14 protein-coding genes are annotated in these 19,438 nt (G+C 36.1%); 3 read left to right on the top strand and 11 right to left on the bottom strand.

The genetic code is table 11. The features are described from left to right. Positions 1-273 precede the first annotated feature (273 nt). Positions 274-396, top strand: a complete 123-nt coding sequence (locus tag QUF94_RS06185; protein ID WP_289315078.1) for a hypothetical protein — start codon at positions 274-276, stop codon at positions 394-396. Positions 397-434: 38 nt separating this feature from the next. Here the strand turns inward: QUF94_RS06185 and dcm are convergent, their stop codons facing one another. From dcm to QUF94_RS06150, 7 genes are all read right to left on the bottom strand, one after another. Next, complete coding sequence (gene dcm / locus QUF94_RS06180; protein ID WP_289315077.1) at positions 435-1,688, bottom strand: DNA (cytosine-5-)-methyltransferase; 1,254 nt, start codon at positions 1,686-1,688, stop codon at positions 435-437. Positions 1,689-2,014: 326 nt separating this feature from the next. Beyond that, positions 2,015-7,213: a DNA phosphorothioation-dependent restriction protein DptH gene (gene dptH / locus QUF94_RS06175; RefSeq protein ID WP_289315076.1), complete on the bottom strand. Its 5,199-nt coding sequence runs from the start codon at positions 7,211-7,213 to the stop codon at positions 2,015-2,017. Then, positions 7,194-8,579: a DNA phosphorothioation-dependent restriction protein DptG gene (dptG, locus tag QUF94_RS06170; protein ID WP_289315075.1), complete on the bottom strand. Its 1,386-nt coding sequence runs from the start codon at positions 8,577-8,579 to the stop codon at positions 7,194-7,196. Before dptG ends, dptH begins: the two co-directional genes overlap by 20 nt. A gap of 3 nt (positions 8,580-8,582) precedes the next feature. After that, positions 8,583-10,916 (bottom strand): DNA phosphorothioation-dependent restriction protein DptF, encoded by a 2,334-nt coding sequence (gene dptF, locus QUF94_RS06165; RefSeq protein ID WP_289315074.1) that lies wholly within the window; start codon positions 10,914-10,916, stop codon positions 8,583-8,585. Between the two features lie 386 nt (positions 10,917-11,302). Then, positions 11,303-11,950: a BglII/BstYI family type II restriction endonuclease gene (locus QUF94_RS06160; protein WP_289315073.1), complete on the bottom strand. Its 648-nt coding sequence runs from the start codon at positions 11,948-11,950 to the stop codon at positions 11,303-11,305. A gap of 194 nt (positions 11,951-12,144) precedes the next feature. Then, positions 12,145-12,600 carry an SMI1/KNR4 family protein gene (locus QUF94_RS06155; protein ID WP_289315072.1) on the bottom strand — a complete coding sequence of 152 codons (456 nt, stop codon included), beginning with the start codon at positions 12,598-12,600 and terminating at the stop codon, positions 12,145-12,147. A 12-nt stretch (positions 12,601-12,612) separates the two neighbouring features. Beyond that, positions 12,613-14,394 carry a T7SS effector LXG polymorphic toxin gene (locus QUF94_RS06150; protein WP_289315071.1) on the bottom strand — a complete coding sequence of 594 codons (1,782 nt, stop codon included), beginning with the start codon at positions 14,392-14,394 and terminating at the stop codon, positions 12,613-12,615. Positions 14,395-14,649: 255 nt separating this feature from the next. Between QUF94_RS06150 and QUF94_RS06145 the strand changes: the two genes are divergently transcribed. Next, positions 14,650-15,444: an alpha/beta hydrolase gene (locus QUF94_RS06145; RefSeq protein ID WP_289315070.1), complete on the top strand. Its 795-nt coding sequence runs from the start codon at positions 14,650-14,652 to the stop codon at positions 15,442-15,444. 253 nt (positions 15,445-15,697) lie between these two features. Next, entirely contained in the window at positions 15,698-16,891 is a 1,194-nt protein-coding gene (locus tag QUF94_RS06140; protein WP_289315069.1) for an MFS transporter, read from the top strand. Between the two features lie 215 nt (positions 16,892-17,106). Here QUF94_RS06140 and QUF94_RS06135 read toward each other — a convergent pair whose 3' ends face one another. The 4 genes from QUF94_RS06135 to QUF94_RS06120 all read right to left on the bottom strand — a co-directional run bounded on the left by QUF94_RS06135 (position 17,107) and on the right by QUF94_RS06120 (position 19,303). Beyond that, on the bottom strand, positions 17,107-17,433 hold the full coding sequence (locus QUF94_RS06135; protein ID WP_289315068.1) for a hypothetical protein: 327 nt from the start codon (positions 17,431-17,433) through the stop codon (positions 17,107-17,109). Positions 17,434-17,624: 191 nt separating this feature from the next. Beyond that, positions 17,625-17,753, bottom strand: coding sequence for a hypothetical protein (locus QUF94_RS06130; RefSeq protein ID WP_289315067.1), 129 nt, complete (start codon positions 17,751-17,753; stop codon positions 17,625-17,627). A gap of 11 nt (positions 17,754-17,764) precedes the next feature. Next, positions 17,765-18,310 (bottom strand): hypothetical protein, encoded by a 546-nt coding sequence (locus QUF94_RS06125; protein WP_289315066.1) that lies wholly within the window; start codon positions 18,308-18,310, stop codon positions 17,765-17,767. Between the two features lie 480 nt (positions 18,311-18,790). Beyond that, positions 18,791-19,303 (bottom strand): helix-turn-helix domain-containing protein, encoded by a 513-nt coding sequence (locus tag QUF94_RS06120; protein WP_289315065.1) that lies wholly within the window; start codon positions 19,301-19,303, stop codon positions 18,791-18,793. Positions 19,304-19,438 lie beyond the last annotated feature (135 nt).

Genomic DNA, 19,438 nt, shown 5'->3' with positions numbered 1-19,438 from the left:
GGTATCTGCGGGTGATAGTCATTTCTTTTTCCTCGTCTATTTCAATCGGGGTTTGAAGGATATTTGCCTGAAACTCCCTTTCTTCGATGGTAATTGTTCCATACTTGGAGCCAAGTATCAGTGCGTGCGCTTTTATTTTCTTTATTAAGCCAATATAATATTAATCCACAGAAACCATTTCTAACTTTTTCTTTGCCTGTATATCTCTGATTTTATTCAATAGCTCCTTTCAAGCTCTATCTTGGTTCTCATGCATAATATCAACCCCAAATCGTGAAAATACATCGACTATACTTACGAATCTGGGAGCATGAGGTAAGGAAGGATTTTGATAACACCATCGAAAAAATCACTAATTTCATCAATGATGTCAAGGAAGATGTGGCAGACGAATAAAAATGGTCCCTGACAATTTCGCCAGGAACCATTTAAATTTAATATAAACTAAGTTGTAGTTGTTGTGGATTCACTTTAATGGCTTCGGCATCTTCTTCCTCGATTTCGAGAATTCGCTTGGCCATTCTTTCAATCAGTCCGACAACCAAAGCGTTTCCCATACAGAAGTACCTCATCCGTTCGGACATTCCTTCCGTCCAATGATCAGGGAACCCATTCAATCGTTCACATTCCACCGGGGTCAGGATGCGAAACCTTTTCGTTTCAGGGTCTTCCACCACATGGCTACTCCGATTCACAGTACCTTCACTTGTCACCATCGTACGGCCAGGCTTATCCAAAGCATCCGGGAAAGCCATCCCACCTTCGGAGAAGGTATATTTATGTCCAGTCGCAGCGATTCTCTCAATCTTTTTCGGACCTTTAAAATCTTTAAACTTCTCGATTGCATTTGCGTTCAAATAATACTTTTCATCGACACCTGACTGTAAGATTTCACCTAACATACGTGGTTTCTCCTCTATAGGAACCAGTTGCTCAGTATAAACCTTGCCATTTCTCATTATCCCTGCATTCAAATAAGTCTTCGAGAATGAATCCGATATTTCCAAAAGATCTTCTTCCATCATGAAACAATCCGGCTTATGCTTTGAGGAAATTTCCAACTTCACTGGGAATGCATTTGCGAAGAAACCTCGCTCATGCAGCATGGCGGCTTCGCCTTCGTTAGATCTGCTTATTACATACGGCGTATCGTTCCTGATTGCAAAAATGAAGACCCTGCGCCGCCTCTGGGCTTGTCCATACTCCGCGGCATTGACGACTCTCCACTCAACCGAATAATTCATATCCCTGAAGCTTGCCAGCATGATGGAAAAGTCCCTTCCCCGCTGTTTCGATGGTGATTTCAATAATCTGTCCACATTTTCCAGCAAGATATACTTTGGCCTGATTCCATCTACTAGCCTCATTATTTCCCAGAAAAGCACCCCTTTTTTACCTTGGATTCCCTTTTCTCCGGAAAGGCCCCTGGCAACTGAATAATCTTGACAGGGAAATCCGCCTACAATTAATTCAATCCCTTTATTTACAAACATCATTTCGTCCACTGTTGTAATATCTTCGTTGGAGTGAACGCCTTTATCGAACTGTCTTGCATAACATTCAAAAGCATCCTGTGATTTTTTTGATGGTTCCCATTGGTTACCCCAAACCACATCAAATCCTTTTGCAGCTTCTAGGCCGAGCCGAAACCCCCCGACCCCCGCAAACAATTCAATTGCATTTATCATGACCGAACATCCTTTCGGCTTTTATACCTATAATGAATGATAATCCCCTCAATAATCAAGGATTACCTTAAATATTTTATATAAATTCTTTTTGCTACTGAATATAATAGTTTAATATTATATATCCTATCTCTATCATTTTAAAGTGTAAAGAAGTAATAGTAAAAGAATTTATGATTCCATTTTTAAATACCAATGATATGGAGAACTAAAATAATATAAATGCCGCAGCATTACTTAAGAAAAGGTACCATGCAAATGATATTAGGACGATAAACAAAATAAAAATATTAAAAGGCTCCGGAGAAAACAGGAGCCTTCTTATTTCATTCCACTCTTTCATCCAATGGACTTATATCAATGACAATCGGCATACTATGTTTCAATGTACCATCGTCCTGAAGCATAGGCCCCGAAACGACACATTGCCCTTTTTTTAATGTGGATAATTTGCGTTCCCATTCTTTTCGTGCATGACTATCTTGTGCAAGATTGGCGGCTATTGAACTAATTTCATTTTCAGGTGGCATAAAGTAAACTTTTTGACTCGAACCTTGCAACCTTGAAATTTCATCGATTGTAAACTGACCTCTGAATGATTGAGTGGCATACCAACCTGACCAGCCAAACTTTCTTCCTTCCGACAAAATTTTAGCGCTTGGAGACTTTTCACGATGATCCAAATTTTGGGCTTCGTCTAAAATGACAGCTAATGGTTTAGTCTTATCACCATGATTTAATTGATAATTCCATAAATCCCACAAAATGAATTCAGTGATCATCATCTGAACATCCCGATTATAGCCAGTTAGCTGAACTATACACACTTTACCTTTTTGAGATAAAATTTCTGCCCAATTATATTCACCATCACTCCTGAATGGATTTTTATCTATAAGTGGCTTGATTTGAGACCGTGCAGTTTTGGCTGGACCTGTATTGTCCTCTCCAAGTTCCACTAAGAGCAGTTCTAGATTCATGCTGTCCCCATACTTATCCAACCCGCGAAGTACAGCTTCATAAATGGCATTTTGCTGTTGGATTCCCAAATCTTTGTATACCGACGAGAACACACCTTTAATTCGCTCGGCAATGTCCGTGTTATCCTCATCCATGTATTCATCCTCATCAAGTTCCTTTTGATTACGCTTGAAAGGGTTGATTGGGAACTTATCCCTTGCAACCAGGAATTGTTCCAGGCTACCACTTAATTGCTTTTTGAATTGTGGCTCAAGTTTAGAATTTTTAAATCCATCCGTATAATCAAAAATGATGTTGGAAATCCCGCTTCTCGATAATTCCAATAATAAGCACTGGATGAAATAACTTTTTCCCTGCCCTGACTTTCCCGAAATCAAAATATGGCGATTTGCTAGTTCCCGATGACCGTATTCCCAGTACACTTCTTTTGCGGACCCTTCTACAGTTCCTAAAAGAACCCTAACATCCTTCAACTCAGGAACGTGTGGAATACTCGGGTCCACGATAACTGGTTCTGGTTTTGGTTCTGGTTTTGGTTCTGGTTTTGGTTCTGGTTCTGGTTCTGGTTCTGGTTCTGATTTTCGTTCTGGTTTTCGTTCTGGTTCTGGTTTTGGTGGTTCTACACCAGATATCCCCATAACATCATCTGACCGTGAATCAGTGGGATCCACTATTTTAAATCGATATTTATGGAACAGTAAACTTTCTGGTTTAATGTCTGTTTTTGCACTTCTAATATTCGTTTTAAGGGTTTCAATCTCAGTGATCACACCTGAATATCCATCATCCTCAGTTAAATCAACGACCAAAATATCATCATCCAGTCTAACTGATCTCCAGGTCTGTTCCTTTTTAAAGGACAACACTGCCCCTTTTCCGATAAACGGTTGAAGATGGTTACTTAATAGATAATCATCATTCAACAATTTCTCTTTCAGGATATGGATTCGGGAGTAATCCTTTTCTGGCCAGATATCATTATCAATCAATTTCTCAGCATTAGACAATAACAATTGGATGAAGAAGTTCCTAAAGAATTCATTTTTGAATAAAGCCTGGTCATCCTCATTATATTTGGCTAATTGCGTTTTAAACAATTGTTGCGTTTTGTTAATTTGCTCTTTTGCCTTAACGATAGTCGATTCTTGATTAAAACCTATTTTCACTTCTACTGGATAATAATGCACAAAGGTATCCTCACCTCTGGTTTCTATGCCAATCAAAAGCAAATCATCACTATGCATACCTTTGACATTAAGGTTTTTCGCAGAAAATACACCTTCACTTTTCGTTAACCTTACTGCCCCTGCAATACGCAATACTTCCTCCAATGATATAGGGACCCAAAGAATGTTTTCGTGATCCAAAGTACTAAGGATATAACGTATCGCTGAAATGATACTTAACTTTTCTCGGGAAAAGTGTCCTTTACTGCCAATTATCCGGAGTAGCCATTCACCATTTAAGCTATTGAACCCACGAATGGCCGTTTCAATTTGATTTTGCTGAGTATTGATTTCCTTACCAGCTAGATATTGCTCGATTATTAATTTATATTGTGCTGATTTATCCGTAACGGTGATTGCATCATATTGTGTGGAAGACGAATATTGATCACTATAATGGATTACCAATAGGTTCCGGGATGCACTTTGGAAAAAGTTCAAATCGACATTAGGTTCTATAAAAGTCACCCAATATGACGTATCATACAATTGATTTAGTATATCTTCATCATAATTGGCTGTTCTTGTAACGATTGTTTCATCCTTACGATAAGGGTTGGTACCTCCACTATCCAGGTTGCTGGCTAACTCATTCAAACAAATGGCAATAGAGATAAGTTCGTTGGTTTGATGTTCAGCGTTCTTCAATCCAAAACCAGTACGATAATCCTTTTCCGTTTCCAAGAATGATATGGATGAAAGTAGCCCTTTCAATGATAAGCCCGTATCTATATCCTGGATTTTATTTTTAGCCGGGGAATCGTTCGATATCATTTTATAAAAGGAAATATGGGCATAGCCATATTCATTTGCATTCAATGGTTTATAATAGAGCACGTTTTCCCGAATCAACCTTAAAACATCGACTGCATCCAATTTTTTTGTAGTTAATGATACATTGAAGGTTGCTTCAAATTCTTCCACATCGTCATTCATGGAAAACTTTTCGAAGGCACTGACGGAAGCTTTATCATCATATAGGGCAACCTCAATCGGAACGATTTCTGATGCACCTTTTTTATCAATTTGCTTTTTAATGAAATTGATGAGTCCTCTAACTACCTCATGATCATTACTGATGTTAATTACATTTATTTGAATGGGTGATTTTGATTGTTTTAAAAATAAAAAAGGGAAGTGCTGTACGAATTGATTTAATTTTTCCTCCACTACATTAGCTAGAAACGCATTTGATTCGCCTATTGCCACTTTTTGCATAGGCTCATAAATCATCCATTCTGGAGCATCTTTTTGATTTATAGGGCGATAGATCTCTTTATCCTCCCCATAAATATATGGAAGTAAATTATTGGGATGTAGCCTATCCAGAATATGCAATTCTATTGGCTCATTCTTCAACCTTTTATGGATTTCCAATTGATAGGCTACATTTAAAGGGTGTAAAGGTGTAAAGGAAATTTTATCTTCCTCTATGATCGTTCCAAGTTTAAATAAGTTCTTGGATCGTTCCGCCAAAATTACATTCTCCTGAATCCCCGAAATCAATTCAATGAAAGAATTTACGTACTTAAAGGATAAATCAAAAAGCTCTTCGTTCATATATGAAAGACTAGGTAATAGATTTCGCGAATTATAATAACTTAGCAATTCGTTATAAGCCTGTTCAATTTCCACGTTTAAGTCCAGACTTAAACCTTCGAGCCCAGTCACCTCTCGCTTCGCATGGAAAAGTCCTTTACCCACCCACTCTTTTTCATCCAATAAATATACTTTTATTTCTTCACGTGCCGAAAACTCACGTGTGTTTTGTTTTAACTTATTATTTTCGACATCATAATGGAAATCCTCTAACTGTTCCCTTTTAAGTTTCCATATTCTGCTTCCCGTAATAGGAGTTACCCTAGAGATTTCTTCCTTTATATTGAATGGAATTAGGGCTCCATTTTTTTGTATTTGGAAATGTAAGTTATCATCATTCCAAGCTGAAGAGGCATTTGATATTTCAATCCCTTGATTCGATTCCATGATGACTTGGTTTTCTTCTTCAACGAATATTTCATTCCTACCAGAATTTTTATCACCAAAGGTAATCATTTCTTCTTTTTTATTTAAAATAATCTTTTTGGTTTTACTATTGACTTCATATAGCGTTTTAATTTCCCCCAAGAAATCCTGGTCGCATTCAACAATGGCAACATTGAAATCATACTTGGATTTCGATTGATTGTTATGTGTATAGACGACTTGGTGGAAAGAGGTGCTATTAGGCTCATGAGATAAGGACATCACTAGTTTTTTTCCTGATACGGTACATAAGTTTTCGGATTTTTTATGAATGAATTCTTTTTTTAGCCACTCATCAAATTCAAAGGTAAGGTTTACTTCGCTTTCTTTTGTTGTATTGAAAACAATCAAATGCCGCTTTCTTTGGCCAACTTTGGTATCTTTATGAGGCTTCTCCCAAAAGAATAATCCTTCATTGGATTTCTTTTTCGGATTTTCAATATAACCAAGAGTCCGTCCAGTTACTACATTTTCTGCTGATTCCTTCACAAATCCATAGTCCAGTTCATTCCAACTTTCTTTACGCAAGGCTTGGACACCTTTATCGTCAAATATTTTTTCCAATTGGTTTTGAAGGTTTTCATATTCATGTATATGTTGCACTTTTTCGAATAAAGAATAGTTTTCTTCTAATCTTTTTTTCATTTGACTTTGAGGATACTGGTCCAATTTCCCGTCATAGAAAAGTCCTAAATGGGAATAGTCTTCTTTTTTTATCTGTCCTTGTGATAGGAAGCCTAGTATCTCTTCATAATCCCATAATGATGATTGAATAAAAGATTCTTCCAATTTTTTGTTAAGGTGAAATTTCAATAATTCTTTATGATCGGATGCAAGGGACTTATTCTTCTCAATCTCTTCTTTCAAGGTCCTTAATATTGACTTTACATTGAAAGGCATCCCCTCTTTTTGTAAGTCACTACTTCCACCTCTTATACTGTCAAGTGTTTCATGACAAATGCTCAGTAATGCCGTCCCTGACCAAATTCCCTTCTGTTCCCCCACTTGATTACGAAGTGTTACCAAGAAATCGGGGGTCACATTTTCAGAAGTTGCCGCAACGACGATTTTCACTCTTCCGGATTGAAGTGAAAAAGTTGTATACGGTGAGCCTTGATGATGCTGGTATCTAAAAATACTTGATGATTCATCAGATTCTAGGAATTCGTAAAACGCATTAACTTGTTCCTCATTATCAAATTGCAGATAAAAGCGTTCCCCACCCTGTAATGTGACTTGATTAAAATAATTGATTAATTTCTCTGACAGATATTTATAAAATTGGTTTAACATATTGGGCATCCCCACTATCACTCTTTTTGTCTAACAAATTCAATTTATCATATAATTTCACGATTTCTTCTCGGGAATATCTATCTAAATATATGCCTCGGATCTCCAAATCAAGGAAAACCTGCTTTAATGACTTTCGTTCTTTTTTTAAACTAAGTGCAGTTAACAACAATAATAAATCCTGGCTAACATTCAACATGTAACCTAATGAACCCCTTGTTTTCAGGAAAAATTTTTTTCCAATTTCTTCAATTGACAAATTATACCGATTTCGTGGACCTTGCATCGTCGGCTTTTCGTATGCCTCTTCAATGCTTGAATATAACTTTGCAACTAAATCTTCATATGGTAAATTCTTCGGTAAGTTTTGTTCAGGTAGAGCTAGATGAAAACGATACTCCACTATCCATTGACCAAGCAGGCCCAATAGCACTTCTTTTTCTTCCGAAGGCAACTGTTCATATGTCTGCTGCAGTTCAGAATAACTCTGGGAATCATCCGTGCCCATCAGGAAGTTCAAATGCTCTAAACTATTGATATCAATTAATAGAGTACGAGCGGCTTCCTTGATCATCTGATAACCATAACCATAGCTTTTACGATTTTTGCTCGTTGCTTCCCAATCCAAAGTGTAAAAAACTTCATTGTTTGAATCGAGTTTTCCTTTTCCTTTTTGAGAAATCTTTAAGGTCAATTGGGTAATATACAAAAAGTAATAATAGCTTACGAATATTTCATAATGACTTTTAAAGTAATCCTCATGTTGCACCAAGAACAAGAAATCCTCTTTAAACATCTTTGAAATGTATGGAAGTTTGCTTGAATATTTAATTTTAGCATCATTCTTTTCCACCCCGACAAGTTGATGTAATACTAACTTCGCTACTAAATCATCGGATGAATTCTTTTCAAACATTTTCTCGAATTCCTTATCTGCCTCAATCAAGACATCGGACAAAAATTTCGCTATCTCCTGTTCTCCTTTCATTTCCGGACCCTCATTAAAGGGCAAGTATTGAAAAACGTGTGGATGGAACACTTTAATATTCCCCTTTTTATCTTGTAAAAACAGGCGAAGTATTTGTTCAAAGAATGGTTTATCTTCTTCTGAAACATCAACAACTTGGCTGATATTTTTAATCAAATCCTCAAGATTCAACTTTTCCTTCAAATGATTTGATGAAATATTACGGGTAAACTCACCTAAAACGCCTTCAAATCCCTTACGGAACTTAGGTCGCTCAGTACCTCTTGTGGTAAATGGTAAAAAGGTGCTCTTTCGATTGATTGTATGTTTAAGTCCTGCATTATCAGGCTTGATAGATAAGGAATCTCTTAATTCTTGTAAATTTTTCTGCTCAACCATCACTTAATCCCTTCTGAACGTAAATTCTTCGTAGTCATCATCATAAATCAATTTAAACGCTTTATTGGATTGAAGGTTTACGAATAATAACTCCTTTTCCCTATTTCCGTGCTGCATGATTTTATCTATAAATTCAACATATTGAATGCAATCTTCTTTATCCTTTTTATTGGGACGGTATCCTTTAGACAACTTTACCAGCATTTCATATAAAGGATAATCAATCTCCATAAAGAAAGGGTTTCTCTTTGATTCATCACCAAAAGCTAAACGAATCGTCAAATGAAACCTATTTAATACACCATCTCCACCATTTTCCAAGTGTCCAAAATAAGGCTTGATCATTAATGATTGTGCGACTTGAATGTTTTCATTCGATTTATCGATATATACATAATCATTCTTTGGTGTACCGTTCCAAAGGAAAATGGACTCTTTCAATAAATTCGTTATCCTCCTCAAACCATTCCTATCCCCTATATTAAAATGATATAAATATGAAAGATATTCCTTATAGTCGCTGTCTACAAAGACTTCCTTCACTTCATTGGCTAAAAAATAGGCCAAGCGGATTAACGCCTTATTATACAGATGACGAGAAGCTTCCGTTAAATCATGGAATGCTCCAACTCCATCTATTTCCTTTGTCCAATCTCCAAGGGAAGACAGGTCAATATACTTTTGAAAGGTAGCTTTAATATCCAATGAATTATTCAATTCAATCAGTATTTGATCGACTACATCCGTACGCTTATGAATTGGGTCCAATGCTGAAATCACTGACAACAAATGGGAGCGTTCCCTTCCTTCGAATAGTAGGTAAGGAAGTAAACCTTCAGTCTTTTGAACAGCATCAGAATTGATATAATCCACTTCCTGATTAGCCGGCACCATAATATCATGAATGAAATTGAGTAATGATCGTGTTGAAATGATCATTTTATGCTTGATGATTGCCTGAATCAGTAAATCTACTATTCCTTCCCTAATTTCCGGCAACATAAGTAATTCATAGTTAGTGATAAAGAAACCTTTAATCCTATCCTTATCCCTCAAGTACGCGTGGTAGAAAGGATTTCCCTCCGTGTTATTCACTAAACGCTCTAATAGGGTTGAATAATATTCCGAAACAGATCCATGTCCCGTTAATTCAAAGGGTTGATAATCGCTAAAACTGATTAGATGAAAATTTTCATTCTCTTTATTTTCCGTAATGGTCGAAGTTTCAAAGACATTCGCCTCTTTAATGAATTCAGATAATATTTTGAAGTTTTCCTTGGCGTAAGTTGATTCCATGAAGTTATTCAGGACTCCCAAATTAATGGCCAAAATCAACTTATCTTGAGCACCTTTAATTTTTTCATCACTGAAGGGCTTCAAAATTTCAGCCAATGTATCCAAAGAACTCTTTTGCGGATCGAAACTCTCGGTGGCATCGTTATGAATCATGAACTGATTTACCAAGTCAGGATATTTATTTTTCAAATACGCCAGTAAGTGTGATTTACCATCACCAACACTTCCACACAAGAAAATCAACTGTGCCTGATTCCTGCATACTGACCTATTTAATGTCTGCTCCAAATCATCTTGAATAGACCTTTTTACATGTAAATACTCTTTAAAACCACTAAATTGATTTGAATTCTCGATGGCCTCTTGCGAAGATTCCTTTAGTTTCGATAGCTCTTTAAGTAAATAGCTTTCTCCTTCTTTAAGAGTGAATTCAAATTGTTCACTTATTTCTTTTTCATAAACGAGATTAGGCTGTGGCGCAATTTCCCTCTTTACAGGAACTTCGCTCTCAGTTTCAACTGTCGCAGCAGCCGCTTTGGATGCTGTCAATATCAGCTCCAATTTTTTCTCTAGGCTTGAGGTCTTTTCCTCCAGTTTGCTAAAAAAATCCAAATCACTTTTCGGTTGGGGATATTTATATTTTTGTGCAACAAATGAATAATCTCCATATAGTTCCATGAACCAAACTGATACTTCAAACAACCGTTTATGCATCTTGAAGGCATTTTCCAAATCATTCTCAATGAATTCATGTGTTCCTTTATTACCTAAATAACGGATTGTATCGAATGACCTTGCAATATCCTTCGATAAAATTTCCTCTTTCTCGAGAAACTGAATCCGTTCCACCAACTTTAAGTAGCTTATATTTTCAAGTTCTTCATGTTGTTTAGCTATTTCCTTCAATAGCTCTTCAGAAAATATTCTTCCTTTTATTAAAACGGTTTGTGGATCATTATAAAAAACATCTTCAATCTGCCGACCAACTTCCGCTAATTTCGGAAACTTCTCCTCTAAAAATCCAAAATTATTATTCTGCAATTACTAAAACACCTCAATATGTCTATGAATTTTTTAAAAGCCCATATAAAATATATATTCAAAAAAATGAACACTGATCATTTTCTACCATAAAAAGAAAATCAAACATGAAACTATATACTTACAGTCTCATGTTTAATTATAGCAAACGGTTTACAATGGTCCTAGAGTAATAATCCATATGTTTTCCAAAGTTTAAGTTTGTTGTAAAATCCAATCTAATATGCCATACAACTATTCTACAAACTACTTTTCCACATGGATGGTTCAAGAATAAATTCTTTAATGAATAACCAATGAATGATTAGAACAAAAAAGCAACCAACCAAAGGTCAGCTGCCGTCACTTTCCAATATTTATTTAACATGACCTCATCCATTAATTATTCATGCTTTAATGTTCTTTATAAAATCCCTAACAAACATTTCATGCTTAATATTGGATTTGCTTTGGAGTTCTTTCAATGTGAGCTCACCTGTATTCAGTGGTAGTTCATCTTCTTCATTATAGTCTAACCCTATCACTAAAATTGGAAAATTAAATATACCGTTAGCCGATTCTAGTTCACCCACAGTTTTTTCGTATGTTGCTATTCCACTGTCTATGCGCTTTGATAAACTTTCTGTTGGTAATATTAAAACACCAATATTATTACTTTTTTTATAATTTAAAAATTGGAGTTTAAAATAGTTCCGATACGTACTGGCTACGTTTCCAAATTCAACTTCAAGATGAATATTGTATTCTTGTTCCTTGGTTGAAACAATTTTTTTATAGTCAATCGTTAAATATTCCTTATCATTTACAGGAAAATGCTCATCATGGTTCCATCCATCGAATTTTAGTCTTAGATTTAAATATGAATCTATAATTTGTTGAATTACATCCAGTTTCTTTTGATTCGAGGATTTATTTTTATATATAGGTATTGGTGCTTGTTCGCAAATATTCAATAGCTCATCATAGGTTCGTTTAAATGGCTCTTGAGATAGAATATTCTCAGCGAATTTATGGGAATGAATTTTCAGTTTCATTTTCTTCTCCTATTTCCATTTATTTTCATCAGTTTATTTATCTTTTAACAATCAAGCAAAATAATTTGATGATTAACCTTTTACCATAAACTGAATTAATGGATTTTTCTTTTTCATTGCTTTTTATCTATTTCTTCTTATATATAAATATTTCTTTATAACAAAGCATGATAAATAACTATTACCCTAAGTCTTTACCAATCTTCTTCATCTTCATCCCAATCTTCTTTTGCCTCTTCAAGGCGTTCAATAAAATATTCTAAAAAGTTATCAGCTAGTTTAACACCATACCCCTCCTGATTATCCCACGTAATAACTGGACATTCTCCATTTTTCATTTTATTAGTATCGAGACAATAAGCAAATTCATCAATATCTTCTATAACCACAAGTCCATCTATTAAATCATAATACTTTTGATGACCTTTGGTAGCATCTACTACTGCTGGACCCGTAAAGCCATATCCAATTATTCTCACTCCAAAAAGTCCACCGTAACCATAATTTCTTAAAAACCACTTATAACTTTCCGGTAATGTGACCTGTAGTTTTTGTTCAGTTTCTTTTACTTTGTCTTCACTTACTCCACCTGTAAAATCATCATCTTCGCCATACTGCTTAATAAATTCCTGTAAAGCTGAATATTTCATCAAAATCACCTACTAATCTTGAGTTTCGTATTGCTTTGCTCTCCATTTCCAATACCTTTTACGGAACGATTCATATTGACTTTGAAGCTCACGAGATTGCCTAAAGCTTTCTCCTTTATTTTTTAATCCATGTATTACTTTACTATATTTTTTGTGTAGACTCTCAGGTATTTCTAACATGGTACCAGGCTCTTCTTGAATTAAATGATGTAAATTAATTTGCGTTCCATCATTTGCAAACGGTGCATTCCCCTTCTTCATCAGCTGTAAATTGGTTGTCTGGGTTATTGGATCAATTCTATCAATATCTAAATCCTTGATCTGATACACTCTTCGGTCTATATCTTTTATCTTACCTTTAGCTTTAACTTTTCCTTGTACTTCAACAGCATTGTATTTTTCATTATTCAACCAAGGTAGTGATATATTTTTCCCTGTAAATGGTTTTCTTGTTGGATCTGAGACTTTTTGAGCCTTAGAAATAAGTTGATCCCTCAACCCCGCACCATTAACCACATTATAAGGTACACCCCCTGCCAACGACAGTTGGTTTTTAGGATTGTATGGTAATAGGTTAGGGATAGAGACTAGTTCTTTTGCCTTCGCAGCACCTTTTACTGCAGCGGCTTTTGTTGTCGCTACACCAGTCTTTGCTACGGCTCCTGCGCCTTTTGTTCCAACTACTGATGTGACAACTGTTCCGAGGGCATAAGTTACCCAATGAGACCGCGAGTAGGCATCTCCATTAACCATATCTCTTTCATATGAATCCGAGATGGACTTGGATATATATTTATAGGTTTTTATCGGGTGCATGATCGAATTTGCTACACCTTCAACCGTTTCCCCAGGATCTGTGACAAAGTCCCAAACTCCTGTCACAAAGTCTTTACCTACATCATAAAGGCCTACGCCAATTCCCTTTGCAATTTCTGCCGTTTGCTTGGACGCTTCTAGCTGCATAACATATTGCTGCTGGGTGGGCCCTAAGTTTTCATACCCGATCTGCTTGGCGATTTTGAGGAACTCATCTGGATCTGTTACATGATCGAGTTGTGCCTTCAATTCTTTGATCCGGCGATTCTCTGCTTCCTCTTGCTTAACCTTCAGATATTCCGCGGTCTCTTTTTTCCTAACTTCTAGGGTTTTATAGGCTTCACTATTTTTATAAGCAGTTGCATTAAAATAGAGGGGGGATACTTCTCCTCCTCTTGTACTGGATACTTTCAATTGCTCCATGAGTGCCGTCACTGCAGCTTGGTCCTCTTCGGATTTAGCATATTCAGTCGTCCACTTATGATCGATTTCGTTTACTTTGTTTATCGTTTGGGTCCGTTTCTTGTCAGCCTTCTCCATATTCTCAAAGAACGCATCATCGGAAAATGGCTCTAACTGAATGATATCATCAATTCCGGAAAATATTTTTTTCAGATCATTTTTCTGGGCTGTGACCATTTCCTTGGAATTTCGAGTGGCATTTGTCAGCTCTTCCTCTAAAAAAGGGACCGTGACCACGGTTTCACTAAGGTTCGCTTCGATTGTATCTCCTTGAATTCCACTTAAAAAGGCAACATGCCGATTGATCAGACGCAGCCAAGAATCCACGACATCGATCTGTGCTTTGTAAAACCCTTTGATTGCCTCTGCGCCACGCCCCTGCAGCTCATCATCCAAATTAACGATACTCTCAAATCCTTTTTTTAATTCCGTGAGCTGTACTTTTAGGTCCTTATATTGTCCGACACGCGTTTGCATGGCAGAAACTAGTGTTTGAGATTCGTAAATCATAGACATATTGGAAAGTCCTTTCAACTGCTTTTCTTATAACTAGATGTCATTTGTATGTAATAATTTTATTTACTGTTAAATTGTGGATTAAATATATTTTAGAAGAGTTTCTATATTTATTCAAGAAACGAAGGGGAGTTTCACTAAATTTTAACCTAAAAGGGATAATTCATTTTAAAATAATAGAGAGTTCATTATAATTGATAATGATTATCAATATCAAAATAATACGAATATTCTAAAGGATGTGGAGGAAAATACATGATTCAATACCTTGATGAGAAAATTGCCAACTATGAGGTATGTGTCATCTTACCCTCTAGTTACGATCAATCCAAGAAATACCGAACGATCTATATGCATGATGGTGGAGAAACTGCCAAACAAGCTGCAAACTATATCGATCATTTAATTCTTTCAGGTCAAATTGAACCACTTATCGTTATTGGAATTGAACCAATTGATCGCAAACATGACTATACGCCGTGGGAAGCACCATCACTTGCACCGCATGCTTCTACCTTTGAAGGACAAGCACAGATTTATTTACATACTGTTGTAACCGAAATAAAGCCCTATATAGATGCGCATTTTGCTACGAATCCTGAACCTTCACATACAGCTATTTCCGGCTGCTCACTTGGAGGACTTGTTTCGATTTTCGCCTCCTATCATTATCCAGAGGTATTCCATCAATATATCTCATTATCTGCTTCCTTTTGGTACGAGGATGTTCTTCGCTATCTTCAAGGGGAAAAGATTGAACGCCAAGGAAATATCTATATCAAACCAACTGTGAATCGTCAAGATCATCAGCTCTATTTATATGTTGGGCAATTAGAGGGAATTTATAAAGAAACGATTCAACAGCATATGGTTAACTACACGAAGAAGGCCCATCAAGAATTTATCAAGGAAGGCTATTTGAAATCCAATCTATTATTTGAGTCAGATCCAGAAGGAACTCATGATGACCTATTCTTTTCTAACTACTTTATTCAGTCACTTCGTTGGTTATTTGGCATAGAAAATAAAACCGAAACGCTGGATCTTTAATTGGCCTTAATCGATTGCATCACAATAGCCCCGAAGACTGGTGATTTTCCTCCAGTCTTGGGGGCTGCTTTTTTCAAAGACCTTTATCAGGTCCGGTAAAATCACTGAATGATTCAGCTACAAGTTTTTTAGCAAGAAATAACCAACGATACCTAAGCAAGGGTTTTCCTCGTAAAAATGTTTTATGGTATGATAGTTAAATTGTTTATCTACCCTGTGACACATTTACATTCATCTAAGAAAAGAGGTATTTATGCACGCCACAGAATTATCCAAGCGACATTGGTTACTTATCTTAACACTTACTTTATTAACATTTGTTCTCGGGACAAGCGAATTTGTTATCATCGGGATCTTAACCGATATTTCCTCGAGTCTCCATATCACAAATGCAAAAGCAGGCACACTCGTTTCTGCGTTTGCGATTACGTTTGCCATTGCCACACCACTCGTGATGTCGGTAACAAGCCATTTTCCAAAGCGTAAATGGATGTTGTTTTTGATAGGTTCGTTCATCATCCTGAATGCTTTGTGCGTGATTTCGACGAGCTACATCATGCTTCTTGCACTTCGGATGATGACTGCGATTGTAACAGGGGTTTTAATTTCTCTTGCCATGGTTGTTGCAAGTGAAACCATACCGATCTCTAAACGTGGACTTGCTATATCATTCGTTTTCGGTGGTTTTACTCTTGCAAACGTGATTGGAGTACCAATAGGCACTGTCATCGCTGAATGGTATGATTGGAATGCAACCTTCCTGTTAACGTCTTTTCTCGGTGGAATTGCGTTTTTGGCATCTTTTCTCATTTTACCTACTACTATGCACAGTCCAATTCGCAGTTCAATGCGTGATCAATTTTCTTTGTTAACACACCCACGAATTCTAATGGCTTTTTTCATTCCATCTCTTGGATTTGGAGCGACGTATGCTGTTTATACGTATCTCGTTCCAATCCTGAAAGTTATGGAAGCACCAAGTAGTTCAATCAGTTTGATTTTGTTTGGCTACGGATTTATTTCCATTTTCAGCAACATACTCGCGGGTAAAATTGCCAGCTACAATGCTATCGGACGACTCCGGTTTGTTTTCCTCGTGCAAGCAATTGTTCTGATCAGTTTATATTGGACGACAAATAATTTTATCTTTGGATTGGTTAACATTAGCTTGATGTCATTAATGGCCATCCTCTTAACAACATCCACCCAGCTTTATTTGATAGACCTTGCCGGTATTTATCAACCAAAAGCTACAGGACTAGCTGCTTCACTGATGCCAGTAGCAAGCAATGTCGGTATCGCCTTTGGTTCCGCATTAGGCGGAATTGTTTACCATCAGGGAAATTTGATGAGTGTGGCATTGGTCGGTGGGCTGGTTGCTATCTGTGCAAGTCTTCTAACTTTCCTAAGTCATCGCTTAGACCAAAAACAAAAGAAAGCAGCATAAGAGAAAGCTAAGAACGCCTTGGTATGCTTCCTAGGGTACCTCAATAGAACTAAAATCTTTCCATGTCCTAATAAAAGGGATTACAGTTAATCCTTCAAATAAAATTGAAGAAAGAAGTATCAAGAACGTTAGTTGTTCTTTGATACTTCTTTTTTTAAAAAACTAGGTGCATACCTCAAAAACCAAGCGGACAATTGCGATATACGCTGCCTGAATTATTCGCCCTTTTTTCCAAGAGCTACCGCCAAAGTAAGGAATATATAAGGATAAGTTAATAAAGTAAGCTCTAAAAAACCCATACTTCCAAAAAGAAACATGTCTGGAGCGTGTCCGTCTGAATAATATCCTTTTCCGGTCATATACAATCCAACAAGAAGATACGTTATTATAGATATTCCTATTAAAAAATATCCTATGATATTAAACTTAATTTTTGTAAAACTATATACTAAAATACCTAAATATAATAATCCAAGCAGCAGCAATAAAATAGGTATGTATACGGGCTCATAAAAAAAATCACTCATACTTTCAATTAGCATCTTAAACCCCCTCCTAAAAATAAATTATGATGGATTACAGGCCTTAATATAAGTACGGCTGCCACGGTTCTAAATTCCAAGAACTTTTATAAATAGTAAGTGGATTAGCTGCATGACATCATCAGCATTCAATTTTAAACATACTCAGTAAACACATAAACTACCTATCACCATCGCCAGTTTTTTCATTTTTATTGCTCAGCATCAAATTCAGATTCTGAACGGTCTCTATCTGTAGGTATTTCATTTTCATATGCACTTTCATACTCAGAAACTACCTCTGTGGCTTCCTCGTTCAAAGAAGCTTTAATTTTTTCCATTTTTTCGCTAGTCACATCTTGCTCAATACCTTCAACGTATTCATTCGATTTGGACCTGATATTAATAAAGAACCTTCATCTTGTGCATACGCTAAAAACACATATGTTTTTCCTTCTTCCGGTAATGTATCATCTTCATACAAAACAACAGAAGAACCATCTTCATTTATCCCTCCAGCCTTTTGAATAGGTATGGAAGTATCTGTAACTAAATCACCCTTTATATTTTGTAGGACAGTAACTTTGTAATTTGTATACGGTGTTGAAACCTCTTTAGCACCGTCACTAGTTTCAATTGTTACAGGATTTTTGTATACAGTGTCAACATCTTCATCAACTCGGCCTATAAAAACGTAATCTGCATCACCTACAGTTTCATTTGGATCATCCACATCTACAGCAAAAGTACCATCCATTTGAATTACCTTTAGATTTTTTTTATCCTCCGAACTTACATTACTTACATCTTTCTTGGAACTAGAACAAGCTGAAACTATCAAAGAAAGACTAACTATAAATAATAGTGAAGCAAGTAACTGAACTTTTTTCTTACCCATCGTTTTCATTACTCCTCTTCGTGTTAGAATTTCTTATAAGCAGCGGTATAAGCTTTAAATACCTGCTGTAACGTTTATTCTGCAAGAAGGAAAAGAATAATAACTTATAGAATGGTATAATCCTATTTATCATTCAGTAAGGAAAGGTGTATAATCATCAACTGTTTTTTCACTTTTTCTCCCCCCATTTTTAATTTTCATTCCTATAATGGCATAATAACCATAAATCCAGATTGATAGATTCCAAAATTGAATTGAGGATTTTCACATATGGAAAACTCCCCTTTCTTTCCGATAAATAATTTATTACTTTAATGATTTGATTTACTGTCACACAATTAACACGGTAAAAAGAAAGGATAGATGAACAGTGAGGAATACCTGTTTACATCTATCCTTTAGTACGACATATGACCTCATTTACCCAACAACCAACTATTTCGTTAACTGGATATACTTTCATTCCAGAACACCGTGATGTTATTTCGACGACACCACCAAAAACCGGACAATTTGATCCGAGAAGTTAAACCAGTAATGGGCTTTTCTAGCATCGAACATGAACGAATGCTGTTCATGGAGTTCTATTCTTTCTCCCTCTATTTCCACTGTTAACTTCCCTTCGATAATGAATAAAAATTCATGTCCGCTATGAGAAAAAGCGCTTCCTTTATTTTCCCCTGGCTTTAACGTGACTAGAATAGGCGAAAAAACAGCATCACGAATGCCGCTGGATAAATTCTGATAATGAAATTGTTCATGATTATAATCTGAATTTTCTTGGGAGCGGTCCTCAGAAAAAAAGAAACTTGGATTGACATCCAATGTATCAGCGATTTTTTTTAATGACTCTAATGTGACGCTTGATTTTCCCCGTTCTACTTGTGATAAAAAGCTGATCGAAACGCCTGTTTGTTCAGCCAGACTCTTTAATGTTAGTTTTCGCTCTTTCCTCAATAATTTGAGTTTTTTTCCGATTGAATCAAAAGGCATACAGATGCCCCCTTTTTTACATAGTATCTAGCTTCATTATACATGACAAAATTTGATGAATGCTCCGTCATTAATAACTTATTAAAAAAATATTGACAGAAAATTTCTAATTATTTAAAATAAAGAAAATAATAA

This window comes from Peribacillus sp. NJ4 (assembly GCF_030348345.1).
In the GTDB taxonomy this organism is placed as follows: Bacteria; Bacillota; Bacilli; order Bacillales; family DSM-1321; genus Peribacillus.
The sequence above is the reverse complement of the archived record's forward strand: the minus strand, read 5'-3'. Positions and strand labels throughout refer to the sequence as shown.

Coding starts and splice junctions, on each gene's coding strand:
- dcm (WP_289315077.1), bottom strand. CDS start 1,688: ATGATAAATGCAATTGAATTGTTTGCGGGGGTCGGGGGGTTTCGGCTC.
- dptH (WP_289315076.1), bottom strand. CDS start 7,213: ATGTTAAACCAATTTTATAAATATCTGTCAGAGAAATTAATCAATTAT.
- dptG (WP_289315075.1), bottom strand. CDS start 8,579: ATGGTTGAGCAGAAAAATTTACAAGAATTAAGAGATTCCTTATCTATC.
- QUF94_RS06160 (WP_289315073.1), bottom strand. CDS start 11,950: ATGAAACTGAAAATTCATTCCCATAAATTCGCTGAGAATATTCTATCT.
- QUF94_RS06155 (WP_289315072.1), bottom strand. CDS start 12,600: ATGAAATATTCAGCTTTACAGGAATTTATTAAGCAGTATGGCGAAGAT.
- QUF94_RS06150 (WP_289315071.1), bottom strand. CDS start 14,394: ATGTCTATGATTTACGAATCTCAAACACTAGTTTCTGCCATGCAAACG.
- QUF94_RS06145 (WP_289315070.1), top strand. CDS start 14,650: ATGATTCAATACCTTGATGAGAAAATTGCCAACTATGAGGTATGTGTC.
- QUF94_RS06140 (WP_289315069.1), top strand. CDS start 15,698: ATGCACGCCACAGAATTATCCAAGCGACATTGGTTACTTATCTTAACA.
- QUF94_RS06135 (WP_289315068.1), bottom strand. CDS start 17,433: ATGCTAATTGAAAGTATGAGTGATTTTTTTTATGAGCCCGTATACATA.
- QUF94_RS06130 (WP_289315067.1), bottom strand. CDS start 17,753: ATGGAAAAAATTAAAGCTTCTTTGAACGAGGAAGCCACAGAGGTAGTT.
- QUF94_RS06125 (WP_289315066.1), bottom strand. CDS start 18,310: ATGGGTAAGAAAAAAGTTCAGTTACTTGCTTCACTATTATTTATAGTT.
- QUF94_RS06120 (WP_289315065.1), bottom strand. CDS start 19,303: ATGCCTTTTGATTCAATCGGAAAAAAACTCAAATTATTGAGGAAAGAG.